This is a genomic window from Solimonas flava DSM 18980 (genome assembly GCF_000426685.1).
Taxonomy (GTDB): Bacteria; Pseudomonadota; Gammaproteobacteria; order Nevskiales; family Nevskiaceae; genus Solimonas; species Solimonas flava.
In genome coordinates this window covers 75852-93436 of sequence record NZ_AUFV01000009.1, presented here as the reverse complement: position 1 = coordinate 93436, position 17585 = coordinate 75852, and the positions used below count along the sequence as shown (strand labels likewise).

The window sequence follows — 17585 nt, the reverse complement described above, 5'->3', positions numbered from 1 at the left end:
TTGCCGTCGCGGCTTCAGCCGGGCATCAGCGTCGCGATGCGCAGCAGCTGCACGAACGGCTGCGGATACAGACCAAGCACCAGCATCAGGATCATCGCCAGCAGCACCATGATGCCGCCCGAGCGCTGCGCCCAGTCGAGCTTGGCGCTGAAGCGATGCTTCGACGGATCGAGCAGGAACAGCGAGACCATCAGGCGCAGGTAGTAGTAGAGACCGATCGCACTGCCGACGACGACACCGCCGAGCAGCCACCACAGATGCGCGTCGACGCCGGCGGTGATCACGTAGAACTTGCCGAGGAAGCCGGCCGTCAGCGGGATGCCGGCCAGCGACAGCAGCATGGCGGTGAGAATCGAGGCCAGGTACGGACGGCGCCAGAACAGGCCACGGTAGTCGTAGATGACGTCGGCGTCGCGCTCGCCGCCGGCGTTGGAGCTGAGCGTGATGACGCCGAACGCACCGATCGAGGTCACGACGTAGGTCAGCAGGTAGGCACCGACCGCTTCGACGGCGAGCGGGCCGCCGGCGATCAGCGCGACCATGCAGTAGCCGAAGTGCGCGACCGACGAGTACGCGAGCATGCGCTTGACGTTGTTCTGGCGCACCGCGAGCAGGTTGCCGACCAGCATCGACGCGAAGGCCAGCCAGGCGAGCACCTGCACCAGCGAGGCCTGGTAATAGCCGCCGGCCTCGACGAAGTAGCGCATCAGCACCGCGAACACCGCGACCTTCGAGACGGTCGCCAGATACGTGGCGACCGGCGCCGGGGCGCCCTCGTAGACGTCCGGCGTCCACAGATGGAACGGCACCAGCGACAGCTTGAAGCCGAGGCCGATCAGCAGCATCGCGCCGCCGACCAGGGCGATCGGCGTACCGCCCGCCGCGAAGTAGGCACCGACCTCGGAGAAGCCGAGGCTGCCGGCCTGCGAGTACATCAGCGCGATGCCGAACAGCAGGAAGGCCGAGGCGACTGCCGACAGCACCAGGTACTTAAGGCCGCCCTCGAGCGGGCGGTGGCCCTTCACCGGGTAGGCGATCATCGCGTACAGCGGCACGCTGAGCAGTTCGAGACCGATGAACAGCGAGGCGAAATGCTGCGCGCAGGCCAGCGTCAGCGCGCCGAGCGCCGACAAGGTCAGCAGCAGATACATTTCCTCGCGCTCGCCGCTGGCGTTCTCCAGATACGCGTGCGACAGCGTCGCGGTCGCCAGCGTCGCGACCAGGATCAGCGCCATGTAGAACTGCGCATAACCATCGACGACGAACAGCGGCGTGACGATCGTCGCCGGATGCGCGGTCCAGATCAGCGCCACGCAGGCGGCCAGCGCGAGGTTCAGGCCGATCACGGCCAGCGTCGCGTTGGCGGTATGGCGGCGACGGAAGGCGATCGCCAGCATCACGGCGACGATCGTCGCCGACAGCGCCAGGATCGGTGACAGCGCCGTGAAGAGTTCGGACGTGAAGCTCATGGCGTCACCCCGGTCAGCGCCTGGGCGGCGCTATAGATGCTGTGCACCTGGTGCATCGCGGCAGCCGATGTGTCGAGGACGGGTTGCGGATAGATGCCGAGCGCGATCAGCAGCACCATCAGTACCGCCATCATGCTGAGCTCGCGGCTGCCCAGATCCTTGAGCGGCGGCGCTCCCTCCGGCGGTGCGCCATGGAAGGCGCGCTGCACGAGGATCAGCGAATAGACGGCGCCGAGGATCAGGCCGGTCGACGCCAGCACGGTGATCAGCGGATTGACCGGCCAGCTGCCGAGCAGGATCAGGAACTCGCCGACGAAGTTGCCGAGGCCCGGCAGACCGAGCGCGGCGATCGCGAAGAACAGCGCGATCGGCGGCAGGTACGGGAAGCGCGCCCACAGGCCGCCCATCTTCGACAGCTCGCGCGTGTGCAGGCGCTCGTAGATTTCGCCGCTGAGAATGAACAGCGCGCCGGCCGACAGACCGTGCGCCAGCATCTGCACGACGACGCCCTGCAGCGCGTACTCGGTGCCGGCGTAGATGCCGATCAGCACGAAGCCCATGTGGCTGACCGAGGAGTACGCGACCAGGCGCTTGATGTCGTTCTGCGCGAAGCACAGGAACGCGCCGTAGCCGATGCCGATCACGCCGAACCACATCGCCACCGGCGCGAACGCCGCCGAGGCGTTCGGGAACAGCGGCAGCGAGAAGCGCAGCATGCCGTAGGCCGCCGTCTTCAGCAGGATGCCGGCGAGGTCGACGCTACCCGCGGTCGGCGCCTGCGAGTGCGCGTCAGGCAGCCAGGAATGCAGCGGCACCATCGGCGTCTTGACCGCGAACGCGACGAAGAAGCCGAGCATCAGCAGCATCTCGACATTCGCCGACATCTCGGTCTTCAGCAGCGCCATGTAGTCGAAGGTGACGACGCCGGTCTGCTGGTAGTGCACGATCACCAGGCCGAGGATCGCCAGCAGCATGACCAGACCCGAGGCCTGCGTGAAGATGAAGAACTTGGTCGCCGCGTAGATGCGTCCCTTGCCGCCCGGGGCGTTGTGGCCCCACAGCGCGATCAGGAAGTACATCGGCACCAGCATCATTTCCCACAGCACGAAGAACAGGAACAGGTCGAGCGCGAGGAAGATGCCGACCACCGCGCCGAGGTTCCACAGCAGGTTCAGGTGGAAGAAGCCGACGTTGCGGTCGATTTCGCGCCACGAGCACGCCACCGCCATCACGCCGAGCAGATTGGTCAGCACGACCAGCAGCAGCGACAGACCGTCCATCGCCAGATGCAGCGAGATGCCGAAGCGCGGGATCCACGAGGCCTGGTACTCGATGGTCCACTGCGGCACGCCGCCGACCGAGGCCAGCGACCAGTCGCCGACGAACCACAGCCACACCGAGATGGCGAGCGCGACCAGCATCGTGCCGAGCGCGATCCAGCGCGGGAAGCCGCGGCCGACGATGCGCTCGCCCTGCCAGGCCAGCAGGCCGCCGATGAACGGGATGAGAATGAGCCAGAGCAGAATCATAGGAGCACCACCGCGGCGATCACGACGACGGCACCGGCAGCCGTGGCGCCGGCGTACCAGCGCAGCTGCCCGGTCTGCGTGCGCGTCAGGCGCGCATTGAGGGCGAGCGTCAGGCGCGGCAGCAGGCCGATCGCCTGGTCGGCGATGTCGTTACGGTTGATGTGGACGAGGAACAGGTACGGCTTGACGAACAACTTGTCGTACAGCCAGTCGAAGCCGAACGCGGCGTGCCACCAGCGGAACAGCAGCTGGCCGACGCCGGAGTTCTTGATGGCGGCGGCCATGCCGCGGTTCTTCAGGAAGAAGAACCACGCCAGGAAGATGCCGAAGAACGACACGCCGACCGACACAAACGCCAGCGTGTGCTTCATGTGCTCCAGTTCTTCAGGGATCGCCGCCTGCGGCAGCACCGCATCGAGCGGGATGTGGATGAAGCCGCCGAGCAGCGCGGCGACCGCGAGCACGGCCAGCGGCAGCGTGTGGTCGACGCCGTGCGGCTTGTGCACCTCGTGCCCGTGCGCCTCGCCGAAGAAGGCGATGAAGATCAGGCGGAAGGTGTAGAGCGCCGTCATGAAGGCGCCGATCAGCCCCATCCAGAACAACTCGTGGTGACCGTAGGCCCAGGCCTGGAACAGGATCTCGTCCTTCGAGAAGAAGCCGGAGGTCAGCGGGAACGCGACGAGGCCGAGCGAGCCGATCAGGAACACCCAGAACGTGAACGGAATCTGCTTGCGCAGGCCGCCCATCTTGAAGATGTCCTGCTCGTGATGGCAGGCCAGGATCACCGAGCCGGCCGACAGGAACAGCAGCGCCTTGAAGAAGGCGTGCGTCATCAGGTGGAACACCGCCGGCTGGTAGGCCCCGGCGCCGAGCGCGAGGAACATGTAGCCGATCTGCGACATCGTCGAGTACGCGAGCACCTTCTTGATGTCGGACTGCGTCAGCGCGATGAAGCCCGCCATCAGCAGCGTCAGGCCGCCGATCCAGCCGACCGCGTCGAGCGCCAGCGGCGACAGCTCGAAGAGCGTGTGCGTGCGCGCGATCAGGTAGACGCCGGCGGTGACCATGGTCGCCGCGTGGATCAGCGCCGAGACCGGCGTCGGACCGGCCATCGCGTCCGGCAGCCAGGTCTGCAGCGGCAGCTGCGCCGACTTGCCGACCGCGCCGCCGAGCAGCAGCAGCGCCGCGACCGTCACCATCGTGCCGCCTTCCGGCCACTTCTGCGGCGCCAGTGTCAGCAGCTGCTGGATGTCGAGCGTGCCGAGCTCATGGAACAGGATGAACAGGCCGATCGCCATGAAGGTGTCGCCGACGCGCGTGACGACGAAAGCCTTGCGCGCCGCGGCGCCGTTGGCCGGATCCTTGTACCAGAAGCCGATCAGCAGGTACGAGGCCAGACCCACGCCCTCCCAGCCGAAGTACAGGAACAGCAGGTTGTCGCCGAGCACCAGGAACAGCATCGCCGCGACGAACAGGTTCATGTACGCGAAGAAGCGCGGATACGCCTCGTCGCCGCGCATGTACCAGGACGCGAACAGGTGGATGAAGAAGCCGACGCCGGTGATGACCGACATCATCAGCATCGACAGCTGGTCGAGACGCAGCGCGAAGCGCGGTGCGAAGCCGTCGACGCTCATCCAGGTCCACAGCACCTGGGTGTAGGCCTCTCCGGCCGGCAGCTGGTAGAACTGCCAGCCGATGAACGCGGTCAGCAGCGCCGACAGGCCGATCGAGCCGACGCCGATGACCGCCGCCGCGTTCTCGGAAATGCGCGAACGGCCGAGCGCCAGCGTCAGAAAGCCGAGCAGCGGCAGCAGGAAGACGAGGAAGAGCAGATGCATCGCCTTAGCTCCTCATCTCGGAAGCCGAATCGACGTCCAGCGTGTGGAAGCGGCGATACAGCTGCATCAGGATCGCCAGACCGACCGACGCCTCGGCGGCAGCCAGCGTCAGCACGAGGATGAACATGATCTGGCCGTCGGGCTGCTGCCAGCGGCTGCCGGCGACCACGAAGGCCAGCGCCGCCGAGTTCATCATCACCTCGAGCGACATCAGCATGAACAGGACGTTCCGGCGCACCATGACGCCGGCGAGTCCGAGGCAGAACAGGACGGCGGCAACCGCCAGCCCGTGCTCCATCGGAATCCCGGCCAAGCCCGTCGACAAACCAGTGCCAGTTTCCATAGTCGTTGTTCTTGTCGTTTAGTCGTGCTTGCCGAGGTGGTAGGCGGCGACCAGCGCCGCCAGCAGCAGCATCGAAGCCAGCTCGACCGCGAGCAGATACGGGCCGAACAGGGCGACGCCGACCTGCTTGGCGTCGATTTCGGCCAGGGCCGCCGGGTGCAGGCCGCCGCCGGCGATCACCGCCAGCAGCGCCAGCAGCAGCGCGCCAGCGAGAATGCTCGGCGCCACCCAGTTCTTCGGCGTCAGCCAGTGCCGCTCCTGCTCGATCGTGGCCTTGCCGAGATTCAGCATCATGACGACGAACACGAACAGCACCATGATCGCGCCGGCGTAGACGATCACCTCGAGCGCGCCGGCGAACGGCGCGCCGAGCATGAAGAACATGCCGGCCACCGCCAGCAGCGAGACGACCAGGTTGAGCAGCGCGTGCACCGGATTGCGGCCGCTGATCACGAACAGCGTCGAGACGACGGCGACCGCGGCCGCGATGTAGAAGAAGATCGTCATGGCAGCAGGCTCTTGACGTCGACCGGCGCCGATTCGTTGGCCGCCGCGCCCTTCGGCTTGCCGGCGATCGCCATGCCGGCGACGCGATAGAAGTTGTACTCGTGATACTTGCCGGTGCCGCTGATCAGCAGGTCTTCCTTTTCGTAGACCAGGCTCTGGCGCTTGTACTCGGCGAGCTCGAAATCCGGCGTCAGCTGGATCGCGGTGGTCGGGCAGGCTTCCTCGCACAGGCCGCAGAAGATGCAGCGCGAGAAGTTGATGCGGAACCACTCCGGATACCAGCGGCCGTCTTCCTTCTCGGCCTTCTGCAGCGAGATGCAGCCGACCGGGCAGGCGACCGCGCAGAGGTTGCAGGCGACGCAGCGCTCCTCGCCGTCCGGATCACGCGTCAGCACGATGCGGCCGCGGTAGCGCGGCGGCAGGTACGGCTTCACTTCCGGATACGGGATGACGTCGCGCTTGTGCCACGAGTGCGAAAAGATCATACAGATGCTGCGCAGCTGCGTGTAGACGCCCCACAGCAGGCCCTTGAGCGCGCCGAACGCGCCGCGCTCCGAATTCGTCTTGACGATGGTCTCGGCCATATCAGCTTCCTTGCCCGGCGAGCACGACCGCGGCCGTGCCGAGCAGATTGATCAGGGACAGCGGCAGGCAGACCTTCCAGCCGACGGCCATCATCTGGTCGTAGCGCGGACGCGGCAGCGACGCGCGCAGCAGGATGAAGCCGGACATGAAGAACAGGCACTTGAGCGCGAACCACGGAAACGCCAGCCAGGCATGGCTGGCGACGCCCGGACCGCTCCAGCCGCCGAAGAACAGCACCACAGTGATGGCCGAAACCAGCACGATGCCGACGTACTCGCCGACGAAGAACATGCCGAACTTCATGCCCGAATACTCGGTGTGGAAGCCGGCGGCCAGTTCGGACTCGGCTTCCGGCAGATCGAACGGCGTGCGGTGCACGACCGCGATCGCGGCGATCACGAACGCGCAGAAGCCGAAGAACTGCGGGATGATGTTCCAGCCGTTCTGAGCCTGGTACTCGACGACCTGGCGCAGGTCGAAGCTGCCGGCCAGCATGACGATGCCCATCAGCGAAATGCCCATGAACACTTCGTACGAGACCGTCTGCGCGGTCACGCGCAGGCCGCCGAGCAGCGCGTACTTGCTGTTGCTCGACCAGCCGCCGAGCATCACCGCGTAGACCTCGAGGCCGGCAAGCGCCAGGAACAGCAGGACGCCGACGTTGAAGTCGGCGACGCCCCAGGTCGGCGTCACCGGGATCAGCGCGAACATCAGCAGCATCAGGCCCATCGCGATCGCCGGGGCGAGGATGAACGTGAACTTGTCGACGAACGGCGGGATCCAGTCTTCCTTAAAGAAGATCTTGATCATGTCGGCGATGACCTGGCCGAGGCCGAACGGACCGATGCGGTTCGGACCGTAGCGGTCCTGCCAGAGGCCGAGCAGGCGACGCTCGAGCCAGATCATCCAGGCCGCGACGATCACCGTGCCGAGCAGGATGACGACGGCCTTGATGCAGGCGATCAGCGCCGCGGTGAACTGCGGGTGAGACGCGAACCAGTTGGCAATGGCGTCCATGCTCAGGCTCCCGTCACGGTCGCCGTCGCGCCCGGCGCGATGAACGGCACGCCGGCGAAGCCCGCCGGCAGACCGATCGTGCCGGCCGGCAGCGTGTCGCTGACGAAGGTCGGCAGCTGCACCAGCTGGCCGTCGATCGCGACCGTCGCATGGCCGTTGACGCCGGCCCGCACGGCATCGGCGCGGGCGATCGCGACGAAGGCCGGCGAGGCGCGCTTGACGATCGGCTCGGCGCGCGACGACAGCTCTTCGCCGCCGAAGTGCAGGTTCAGCGCCAGCACGCGGTAGGCGTCGCCGCGCGGCGCGAACGCCGCCGGCACCTCGCCGAAGTACGGCCGCGGGCTGCCGCCGGCGAACAGCTGCAGGCCCGGATCGCCGCCGCGCAGCGCGCCGCCGATCTCCTGCTGGAACTTGTTCCAGGCCGACGGGCTGTTCCAGCCCGGCGACCAGGCGTACGGCGTCAGCTCCGGCGGGCGATCGAGACTGCCGACGCCGTTGTAGCCTTCCATCGAGAAGCTCAGCGCGGTGTCCGGGTCCTGCGGCTGGCGCGGCTCGTGCACGCTCTGGTTGGCGCGCATCGCGGTGCGGCCCGAGTAGCGGTGCGGCTCGCGCGCGATCTTCAGGCCGTCGATGCGGAACGCCGCGTTCGGCGCCGCCGCGACGATGCCGGCCAGCGCCGGAAACGCCTGCGCGCAGGCCTGCACGATGTCGTCGAGGATCTTCCAGCCGGACGCGTGCTCGAGCGTCGCCAGCCAGCGCCAGGACTCGATCAGGCCGATCTTGCTGTCGTAGTAGGTCGGGTCGAAGACCTGGAAGAAGCGCTGCGCGCGGCCTTCGTAGTTGACCAGCGTGCCGTCGGCCTCGAATACCGTCGCCGCCGGCAGCACGACCTGCGCCTCGGCGGCGGTCGGCGTCGCCTGATGGTCGATGACGATGAGGTTCTTCAGCTTGGCCAGCGCGGCGTCGACGCGGGCCTTCGGCGCGCACCGGTACAGATCGTTTTCGAGCACGACCAGCGTGTCGGCCGCGCCGCGCTCGATGGCGGCCAGCGCCGCGTCGAGCGGCTGCGGTTCGAGCAGCGCGAGGCCGAAGCTGTTGGCTTCCGGCAGCGACAGGGCCAGGCCGACGTTCTCGTTCTTCGCCTTCAGCGCCCAGGCGACGTTGGCCGCCGCCTGCAGCACGGCCGCCGACCCGGCGCCGGTGCCCGAGACGACCAGCGGACGCTTGGCCTGGCCGAGCGCGGCGGCGATCGCCTGCGCCAGCTCGGCGGTCGCGGCATCGAGGCCGTCGACGGCCGGCGCGGCGGCATCGAGCGCGTGCGCGACCGCGAAGCCGAGACGGGCCAGATCTTCCGGCGCGGCGCGGTAGGTCGCCCGCGCGACGTCGTCGAGGCGGGTGCTGTCGACGCTGGCGAGATAGACCGGATAGCTGTCGCGCTGCAGCAGATCGGACAGCGCGATCGTCTGCCACTCCGAGACTTTCTTCTCGGCGGCCAGCGCCTTGCCCTTGCCGCGCGCGGCCTGGCGGATCGCCAGCGCGAAGCGCGGCGCCGTGGCGGTGACGTCCTCGCCGAGCACCAGCACGGCGTCGGCGTCCTCGATCTCGCTGATCGTCGCCGCGCCGACCGGGCCGTTGCGGACGATGTTCAGCGCCAGCTGGACCAGCTCGCCATGGCCGAGCGCGTGGCCGTCATGAAAGTTCTCGGCGCCGACCAGACCGCGCAGCGCGAAGTTGGCTTCGACCGACGCGCGCGGCGAGCCGATGCCGATGACCCGGCCGGCGCCCTTGAGCGCGGCGGCGGCGGCGGCGATCGCGGTCTCGCGCGTCACCACCTCGCCCTGCACCAGCGGCTGGCGCGGACGATCCTTGCGATTGGTATAGCCGTAGCCGAAGCGGCCGCGGTCACAGAGGAAGTAGCCGTTCAGCTCGCCGTTGTAGCGGTTCTCGACGCGGCGGATCTCGCCGTAGCGCTCGCCCGGCGACAGGTTGCAGCCGACCGCGCAGCTCTCGCAGATGCTCGGGGCGTACTGCATGTCCCACTTGCGGTTGTAGCGCTCGCTGTGGGTCTTGTCGGTGAACACGCCGGTCGGGCAGACCTCGGTCAGGTTGCCGGAGAACTCCGACTCCAGCGTGCCTTCCTCGGCGCGGCCGAAGTAGACGTTGGCAGCCGCGCCGTAGACGCCGAGATCGGTGCCGCCGGCATAGTCCTTGTAATAACGGACGCAGCGATAGCAGGAGATGCAGCGGTTCATCTCGTGGCCGATGAACGGCCCGAGTTCCTGGTTCAGGTGCGTGCGCTTCTCGAAACGGTACGAGCGGCTGTGGTGGCCGGTCATCACCGTCATGTCCTGCAGGTGGCAGTGACCGCCTTCCTCGCAGACCGGGCAGTCGTGCGGGTGGTTGGTCATCAGGAACTCGACGATCGCCTCGCGGAACTGCTTGGCCTCGTCGTCATCGATCGAGATGAAGGTGCCGTTCGACGCCGGCGTCATGCACGACATGACGATGCGGCCCTGCTTGTCGTTCTCGTCGCGGAACGCCTTGACCGCGCACTGTCGGCAGGCGCCGACGCTGCCGAGCGCCGGATGCCAGCAGAAATACGGGATGTCGAGTCCGAGGTTGAGGCAGGCCTGCAACAGGTTGTCGGCGCCGTTGACCTCGTACTGCTTGCCGTCTACGTGAATCGTGGCCATGAGAGCTTATGCGACCTTGGCACTGGCTGCGCCGGTGGCGGGTGCCCCGGCGGCAGCTGGGGCCGGCGTCTGGGCGATGCCGGCTTCGAATTCGGAGCGGAAGAACTTCAGCGCCGACTGCAGCGGTTCCATCGCGCCGGGCGCGTGCGCGCAGAAGGTCTTGCCGGGGCCGAGCAGGCGCGTCAGCTTCTGCAGCTGGACGATGTCCTCGGCGCTGCCGCGGCCTTCCTCGAGCGCGCGCAGCATCTTCACGCTCCACGGCAGGCCGTCGCGGCACGGCGTGCACCAGCCGCAGGACTCGCGCGCGAAGAACTCTTCGAGGTTGCGCACCGCCGAGACCATGTTGTGGGTCTGGTCGAGCGCGAGGATCAGGCCGGTGCCCATGCGCGAGCCGGCCTTGGCGATGGTGTCGAAGTCCATCGCCAGATCGAGATGCTCGGGCATCAGGAAGTCGGTCGAGGCGCCGCCCGGCAGCCAGCACTTCAGCGTATAGCCGTCGCGCATGCCGCCGGCGTGCTCTTCGAGGATCTCGCGCGCGGTGGTGCCGATCGGCAGCTCGTAGATGCCGCCGCGCTTGACGCGGCCGCTGGCGCCGTAGAGCTTGGTGCCGCCGTCCTTGGACTTGCCCTGCGACAGGCCTTTGAACCAGTCGGCGCCGTTGTTGATGATGTGCGCGAGGTTCGACAGCGACTCGACGTTGTTGACGACGGTCGGCCGCCCCCAGGCGCCGGCGATCTGCGGGAACGGCGGCTTGGCGCGCGGATTGGCGCGGCGGCCTTCCAGCGAATTGATCAGCGCCGTTTCCTCGCCGCAGATGTAGCGGCCGGCGCCGGTGTGGACGATGAGCGTGAAGCTCCAGCCCGAGCCCAGGATGTTGTCGCCGAGCAGGCCGGCGGCGCGCGCCTCGGCGAGCGCGGCGTTGAGGCGCTGCGCGGATTTCACGTACTCGCCGCGCAGGAAGATGTAGCCGGCGGTCGCCTGGATCGCGTACGCGGCGACCAGCATGCCTTCGATCAGCTGGTGCGGCGCGTCCTCCATCAGGAGGCGGTCCTTGAACGTGTTCGGCTCCATCTCGTCGGCGTTGCAGACGAGATACTTGCTGCCGGCGTCCGGGCCCATCGGCACCAGGCCCCACTTCACGCCGGTCGGGAAGCCGGCGCCGCCGCGGCCGCGCAGGTTCGAGTCCTTGACGCGCGTCTGCACGTCGGCCGGCGACAGCTCCTTGATCGCCTGACGGATCGCGCGGTAGCCGCCGGTGGCCTCGTACGAGGCGATGTCGACCGGCAGCTTGGCGTTGATGCGCGCCGTCAGCGGACGGACGAGCAGTTCCTTTTCGATTTGGGCGTAATCGCTCACTTGTACGCCTCCAGGACCGTGGCCAGATTCTGCGGCGTCAGGTCGTAATGCAGATCGTCGTCGACCATCAGCGCCGGCCCCTTGTCGCAGGCGCCGATGCAGCAGATCGGCAGCAGCGTAAAGCGCCCGTCGGCGGTGGTCTGGCCGAAGCCGATGCCGAGCTGCTGCTCGAGCGCGGCCTTGATCTCATCGAAGCCGACCAGGAAGCAGGTGATGCTGTCGCAGACCTTGACGACGTGGCGGCCGACCGGCTTGCGGTAGATCTGCGAATAGAACGTGGCGACGCCTTCGAGCTCGGCGGCGGTGATGCCGATCAGCTGCGCGACCGGTTCGAGCGCCCCGTCGGGCACCCAGCCGCGGTGCTTCTGGACGATCTTCAGCGCCTCGATGCTGGCGGCGCGGCCGTCCGGGAAGTGCGTCAGCTCGTGCTCGATCTCGTGCTTTTCCGCGTCGGACAGCACGAACGGCTCGGCCTTGGCGGCCGGCTGGCCGACCAGGTCGGCGAGCTTGATGACGGTATCTTTGATGACGGTATCGGTCATGACTTAACGATCCACGTCGGCCATGACGAAGTCGATCGACGCGACGTACACGACCAGGTCGGCGATCATCTCGCCGCGGATCGCACTCGGGATCTGCTGCAGATGCGCGTAGCTCGGCGTGCGGATGCGCGTGCGGTAGCTCATCGTGCTGCCGTCCGACGTCAGGTAGTAGCTGTTGATGCCCTTGGTCGCCTCGACCATCGTGCACGCCTCGCCGGCCGGGATCACCGGCCCCCACGACACTTGCAGGAAGTGCGTGATCAGCGTTTCGATGTCCTTGAGCGTGCGGTCCTTCGGCGGCGGCGTCGTCAGCGGGTGATCGGCCTTGTACGGGCCCGACGGCATGTTCTCAAGGCACTGCTTGATGATGCGCACCGACTGGCGCATCTCCTCGACACGCAGCACCAGGCGGTCGTACGCGTCGCCGCGCGAGCCGGTCGGCACCTCGAAGTCGAAGTTCTCGTAGCCGCAGTACGGGCGCGCCTTGCGCAGGTCATAGCCGAGACCGGTGGCGCGCAGGCCGCCGCCGGTCGTGCCCCACTCGAGCGCTTCGGCCGTGGTGTAGGCCGCGACGTCGCGCGTACGGGCGATGACCAGACTGTTCTCGACCGCCGCCTTCTGGTAGTCGTCGAGCCGCTTCGGCAGGTAGTCGACGAACTCGCGGACCAGACGCTCCCAGCCCTGCGGCAGGTCGTGCGCCAGACCGCCGATGCGGAACCACGCCGGATGCATGCGAAAGCCGGTGACGGCCTCGATGACGTCGTAGGCCTTCTGGCGGTCGACGAAGGCGTAGAACACCGGCGACATCGCGCCGACGTCCTGCAGGAAGGTGCCGTAGAAGAGCAGGTGCGAGGTGATGCGGAAGAACTCCGACATCATGATGCGCACGGTCTGCGCGCGCGGCGGCACCTGGATGCCGGCGAGCTTCTCGACCGTCATCACGTACGGCAGGTTGTTCATCACCCCGCCGAGATAGTCGATGCGATCGGTGTACGGGATGTACGAATGCCAGGACTGGCGCTCGCCCATCTTCTCGGCGCCGCGATGGTGGTAGCCGATGTCCGGCACGCAGTCGACGATCTCCTCGCCGTCCATCTGCAGCACGATGCGGAACGCGCCGTGCGCGGCGGGATGGTTCGGGCCGAAGTTGAGGAACATGTAGTCCTCGTTCTCCGTGCCCTTCTTCATGCCCCATTCCTCGGGCTTGAACAGCAGCGCTTCCTGATCGAGATCCTGGCGCATCTGGTCGAGCACGAACGGATCGAACTCGGTGGCGCGCGCCGGGTGCTCCTTGCGCAGCGGATGACCGACCCAGCGCGGCGGCAGCAGGATGCGGCGCAGGTTCGGATGGCCGTCGAAGACGATGCCGAACAGGTCCCAGACCTCGCGCTCGTACCAGTTGGCGTTGGCGTAGACCGTGGTCGCCGTCGGCAGGTGCGGGAACTCGCCGTGCAGCGCGACTTTCAGGCGCAGGTCCGGCGTGCCGGCGCGCGTCATGTCGCGTTCCACCGACAGCAGCTGGTAGACGACCGTGAAATCGGCCGGCGGCAGGCCCTGGCGATTCTTGCGCAGGCGCTCGTCGACCGCGGTCAGGTCATACAGCGTCTTGTACGGCTTGGCGATGCCGCCCTTCAGGAAGCGCAGCACCTCGATGATGCGCTCGGCGCCGACCCACAGGGTCGGCATGCCGTCCTTGGTCGGCTGCGCGACGAAGGCGTCGGCGCCGAAGCGGGCATAGAGCTCGCGCAGGACCTCGTTGTCGAGGCCCGGCACGGCGTGCGGAACGTCGTCTGCCATCGCCCTTCCTCAGACCTGGTCCGGCGTGCGCAGCGTCGTCTGCGCGCTGCGCTCCGGGCGCAGCGTCTCGCGCCGCGACGGGAACTCCGCCTTGTAGACGCCCTGGTCGCCGACCACCCACGACAGCGGGCGGCGCTCCTTGCCGATCGAGTCCTGCAGCAGGTTCAGCGCCTGCAGGAAGGCCTCGGGACGCGGCGGGCAGCCGGGGATGTAGACGTCGACCGGCAGGAACTTGTCGACGCCCTGCACGACCGAATAGATGTCATACATGCCGCCGGAATTGGCGCAGGAGCCCATGCTGATGACCCACTTCGGCTCCAGCATCTGCTCGTACAGACGCTGCACGACCGGCGCCATCTTCATGAAGCAGGTGCCGGCGATGACCATCAGGTCGGCCTGGCGCGGCGAGGCGCGGATGACTTCGGCGCCGAAGCGCGCCAGATCGTGGGTCGGCGTGAAGGCGGTCGCCATCTCGACGTAGCAGCACGACAGGCCGAAGTTGTACGGCCAGATCGAGTTCTTGCGGCCCCAGTTGACGACGCCGTGCAGCGCGCCTTCCAGGGTGCCCAGAAAGACGTTCTTCTGGACCTGCTCCTCGAGCGGATCGCGCACCTTCTCGCGCTCCTGCATCGGGTAGCGCTGCGCGTTCGGGTCGATTCGCGTGAGTGTGTATTCCATGGCTGCTTGCTCTGCGTAGGCTGGCGGCTTGGGTCAGCGCGAGGGTGGCGTCGGCCGCTGGGCCTGCCGTTCCTGGGCCAGTTTCGCGCGGGAGGCCGGCGCCCATTCGAGCGCGCCGATCTTCCACAAATAGACGAGGCTGGCGGTCAGGATGAAGATGAAAATGAAGGCCTCGACGAAACCGGCCCAGCCGGCTTCCTTGAGGGAAACGGCCCAGGCATAGAGGAACAAGGCTTCGACGTCGAAGATCACGAAGAACATCGCGACCAGATAGAACTTGGCCGACAGACGCAGGCGTGCGCCGCCCTGGCCGAGCACGCCGGACTCGAACGGTTCGTTCTTGGCGCGGCCCCAGTCGCGTCCGCCCAGCACCCAGGACAGCCCCAGCATCAGCGCCACCAGACCGATGACCGCGACCACGTAGACGATCAGGGCCCAGGTTTGAGCGGACCACGCGCTGATGGGAGCCATCGCAAGCCTCTTGAGTGCCATCCGGATGGGCGCAGCGGCGTCATTGCCGGGTTGCGCCCGCGTAAAGTGGCGGAATTGTATATGACTGGCCGCACAATTCCGACCGTTCGTAAGCCGAAATCAACGGCTTGAACGACGTCATCCGGCGCTCTGTACAACGTTTTTGCAGCCAGATGGGGAAACGCTTCGAATTGACTGGGGGCAGATTGCCCTCCCGCCGCCCCGGTATCAGACCACGCGCGGCTGGTTGCGCCGGCTGCGTTTGAGTACACGCCGCGCGTTGCGAATGTTGCGCGCGACGCCGGCGGCGGTTTCCGGCGCGTCGAAACGCGCCAGATGGAACAGGGCGTCGCCTTCGTAGACCAGCGGCAGTGCCGCGCGGCCGACGACCACGCCGTGCGCCGTGGCCAGCACCGTCGCCTCGCTGCTGCCGAGCGGATCGCCGATCATGCCGAGCACCTGACCCTTGCGCACCTCCTCGCCGAGCGCGACCTGGGCGCGCAACACGCCGCTCGCCGGCGCCCGCACCCAGCTGCTGGCGCGCGCGACGACCGGCTCCGGCATGCGGTCCGGACGGCCGTCGGCCGGCAGCATATCCAGCGCCTTGAGCACGTTGAGCAGGCCGCGCACGCCGACGCGGATCGCCAGCTCGTCGAAGCGCAGCGCCTCGCCGGCCTCGTACAACAGCACCGGAATGCCGCGCTCGGTCGTGTACTGGCGCAGCGTGCCGGCGGTCGGCGGCGAGTTCAGCACCAGCGGCACGCCGAAAGCCTGCGCCAGACGCAGGACCTCCGGATTGCCGAGGTCGCCGCGGATATGCGGCAGGTTCGGGCGGTGAATCGCGCCGGTGTGCAGGTCGACCCCGTACTGCGCGCGGCCGACGATCTCTTTCAGAAACAGGTGCGCGAGCCGCGCCGCCAGCGAGCCCTTCTCGCTGCCCGGGAAGCTGCGGTTGAGATCGCGGCGATCCGGCAGGTAGCGCGACTGGTGCAGAAAAGCCAGAGTGTTGACGACCGGCACCGCCAGCAGCGTGCCGCGCAGACGCTTGAGCGCGCGCTGCAGCAGCAGGCGGCGAATGATCTCGACGCCGATAATCTCGTCGCCGTGCAGGGCGGCGCTGACGAACAGCGTCGGCCCCGGTTCGCGGCCGCGCAGCACGCGCACCGGCAAGGTCACCGGCGTGTGCGTGTAGAGGTTGGCAACCGGCAGCTCGACGACGCGCGCCTCGCCGGGCGCGATCTGCTGCCCGCCCAGTTCGAAGCCGTCGCCGGCGCGACGCTGCTTTTTTATCGCCATGCCACACCTTTTATAGAGACGCAGCGGCCGCCACGCGCCCTACCCGTCCGCGCCCGGCGACGGCAGCCGGCGCCAGCCATCAGCCGCGTCCCTGCGTGCCCGTCCTGCCGGGCCGGGCACGCGCCTCGACCAGGCGGATGATGGCGTCGGCGATGTCGACGCCGGACGCCGCCTCGATGCCCTCCAGCCCCGGCGAGGAATTCACTTCCATCACCATCGGCCCGGACTTCGAGCGCAGCAGATCGACGCCGGCGACGTTGAGCCCCATGATCTTGGCCGCGCGCAGCGCCGTGCGCCGCTCGGCGGCGCTGATCTCGACCGGCGCCGCGCTGCCGCCGCGATGCAGGTTCGAGCGGAACTCGCCGGCGCAGGCGGTGCGCTGCATCGCCGCGATCACTTCGCCGCCGACGACGAAGCAGCGAATGTCGCTGCCCTTGGCCTCTTGGACGAATTCCTGGACCAGGAAGTAGGCGTCGAGGCCGCGAAAGGCCTCGATCACCGAGGCGGCGGCGTTGCCGGTCTCGGCCAGCACCACGCCCTGCCCCTGCGTACCCTCGATCAGCTTGATGACCATCGGCGCGCCGCCGACCAGCTTCATCAGCCCCTCGGTGTCGTCCGGCGCATGGGCGAAGCCGGTCCGCGGCAGGCCGACGCCCTTGCGCGCCAGCAGCTGCAGCGCGCGCAGCTTGTCGCGGGCGCGCGTGATCGCGACCGACTCGTTGAGCGTGTAGACGCCCTGCATCTCGAACTGGCGCACGACCGCCGTGCCGTAGAACGTCACCGACGCGCCGATGCGCGGAATCACCGCGTCGAAGCCCTCGAGCCGCCGGCCGCGATACCAGATCTCCGGCCGCCCCGGCTGGATGTTCATGTAGCAGCGCAGCACGTCGATGACCTGGACCTTGTGGCCGCGCGCCTCGGCCGCCTCGATCAGACGCCGCGTCGAATACAGACGCCGGTTGCGCGACAGCAGGGCGATTTTCATGCGCACTCCTTCGCGGTGCGGCGGCCCTGCACGTAACTGGCCGCCGGATCGACCGTGAAGCGCCCGGCGAGCGCGGTGCGGCCGAGCAGCATGCGAAAGCGCATGCTGTCGCGCGCCGACAGCGAGATCTCGATCGGCCAGCGCTCCGGCCCGAGCACGGCGGTGGTCCGGATGAACGGCCGCAGCTCGCGATGGCCGCCGGAATCGGTCACCCAGCGGCGGTCGATCAGCTCCGCCTCGCACCACTGCTCGCGGCCGGAGTTCTGCAGCGGTCGCAGCACGAAACGCACGCGCCCTTCCGGCAAGGCCTCGATCGCCGAGGCGTACAGCGCCGAGGAGCGCGCGCCGGTATCGACCTTGGCCTTGATCCGCGTGACGCCGAGATCCGGCAACGCGAGCCACTCCCGCCAGCCGAGCTCCCGCAGGGGTTCATCGTCGCGTCGCCTCACGAACACTCCGTATCGTCGTCGTCCGAC

General features: G+C 67.9%; 16 protein-coding genes. All 16 read right to left on the bottom strand.

Going from position 1 to position 17585, the window contains the following annotated elements; all coding sequences use genetic code 11:
• Window positions 1-14: 14 nt before the first annotated feature.
• The 16 genes from nuoN to K343_RS21730 all read right to left on the bottom strand — a co-directional run bounded on the left by nuoN (window position 15) and on the right by K343_RS21730 (window position 17558).
• Complete coding sequence (nuoN, locus tag K343_RS0110960; protein ID WP_028008116.1) at window positions 15-1469, bottom strand: NADH-quinone oxidoreductase subunit NuoN; 1455 nt, start codon at window positions 1467-1469, stop codon at window positions 15-17.
• Complete coding sequence (gene nuoM / locus K343_RS0110955; RefSeq protein ID WP_028008115.1) at window positions 1466-2998, bottom strand: NADH-quinone oxidoreductase subunit M; 1533 nt, start codon at window positions 2996-2998, stop codon at window positions 1466-1468. The genes nuoN and nuoM overlap by 4 nt, the downstream gene beginning before the upstream one ends.
• Window positions 2995-4839 (bottom strand): NADH-quinone oxidoreductase subunit L, encoded by a 1845-nt coding sequence (nuoL, locus tag K343_RS0110950; protein WP_028008114.1) that lies wholly within the window; start codon window positions 4837-4839, stop codon window positions 2995-2997. The genes nuoM and nuoL overlap by 4 nt, the downstream gene beginning before the upstream one ends.
• A gap of 4 nt (window positions 4840-4843) precedes the next feature.
• On the bottom strand, window positions 4844-5152 hold the full coding sequence (nuoK, locus tag K343_RS0110945; protein WP_028008113.1) for an NADH-quinone oxidoreductase subunit NuoK: 309 nt from the start codon (window positions 5150-5152) through the stop codon (window positions 4844-4846).
• 48 nt (window positions 5153-5200) lie between these two features.
• On the bottom strand, window positions 5201-5689 hold the full coding sequence (nuoJ, locus tag K343_RS0110940) for an NADH-quinone oxidoreductase subunit J (RefSeq protein WP_028008112.1): 489 nt from the start codon (window positions 5687-5689) through the stop codon (window positions 5201-5203).
• Complete coding sequence (gene nuoI / locus K343_RS0110935; protein ID WP_436278817.1) at window positions 5686-6174, bottom strand: NADH-quinone oxidoreductase subunit NuoI; 489 nt, start codon at window positions 6172-6174, stop codon at window positions 5686-5688. Before nuoI ends, nuoJ begins: the two co-directional genes overlap by 4 nt.
• A gap of 100 nt (window positions 6175-6274) precedes the next feature.
• A complete protein-coding gene (gene nuoH, locus K343_RS0110930; RefSeq protein WP_051278203.1) occupies window positions 6275-7291 on the bottom strand; it encodes an NADH-quinone oxidoreductase subunit NuoH in 1017 nt (338 codons plus the stop codon).
• 2 nt (window positions 7292-7293) lie between these two features.
• Window positions 7294-9984 carry an NADH-quinone oxidoreductase subunit NuoG gene (gene nuoG / locus K343_RS0110925; protein WP_028008109.1) on the bottom strand — a complete coding sequence of 897 codons (2691 nt, stop codon included), beginning with the start codon at window positions 9982-9984 and terminating at the stop codon, window positions 7294-7296.
• 6 nt (window positions 9985-9990) lie between these two features.
• Window positions 9991-11340, bottom strand: a complete 1350-nt coding sequence (gene nuoF, locus K343_RS21735) for an NADH-quinone oxidoreductase subunit NuoF (RefSeq protein ID WP_051278201.1) — start codon at window positions 11338-11340, stop codon at window positions 9991-9993.
• Entirely contained in the window at window positions 11337-11882 is a 546-nt protein-coding gene (gene nuoE / locus K343_RS0110915; RefSeq protein WP_154662520.1) for an NADH-quinone oxidoreductase subunit NuoE, read from the bottom strand. The genes nuoF and nuoE overlap by 4 nt, the downstream gene beginning before the upstream one ends.
• A gap of 3 nt (window positions 11883-11885) precedes the next feature.
• The gene (gene nuoC / locus K343_RS0110910; protein WP_051278199.1) at window positions 11886-13679 is read right to left on the bottom strand and encodes an NADH-quinone oxidoreductase subunit C/D; all 1794 of its coding nucleotides are present in this window, start codon (window positions 13677-13679) and stop codon (window positions 11886-11888) included.
• A gap of 9 nt (window positions 13680-13688) precedes the next feature.
• Window positions 13689-14357: a NuoB/complex I 20 kDa subunit family protein gene (locus K343_RS0110905; RefSeq protein ID WP_028008106.1), complete on the bottom strand. Its 669-nt coding sequence runs from the start codon at window positions 14355-14357 to the stop codon at window positions 13689-13691.
• 33 nt (window positions 14358-14390) lie between these two features.
• Entirely contained in the window at window positions 14391-14828 is a 438-nt protein-coding gene (ndhC, locus tag K343_RS0110900) for an NADH-quinone oxidoreductase subunit A (RefSeq protein WP_028008105.1), read from the bottom strand.
• Between the two features lie 228 nt (window positions 14829-15056).
• Window positions 15057-16124: a succinylglutamate desuccinylase/aspartoacylase family protein gene (locus K343_RS0110895; RefSeq protein ID WP_028008104.1), complete on the bottom strand. Its 1068-nt coding sequence runs from the start codon at window positions 16122-16124 to the stop codon at window positions 15057-15059.
• Window positions 16125-16203: 79 nt separating this feature from the next.
• Window positions 16204-17109, bottom strand: a complete 906-nt coding sequence (rimK, locus tag K343_RS0110890) for a 30S ribosomal protein S6--L-glutamate ligase (RefSeq protein WP_028008103.1) — start codon at window positions 17107-17109, stop codon at window positions 16204-16206.
• A complete protein-coding gene (locus K343_RS21730) occupies window positions 17106-17558 on the bottom strand; it encodes an ATP-dependent zinc protease family protein (protein WP_245585176.1) in 453 nt (150 codons plus the stop codon). The genes rimK and K343_RS21730 overlap by 4 nt, the downstream gene beginning before the upstream one ends.
• Between the last annotated feature and the right edge of the window lie 27 nt (window positions 17559-17585).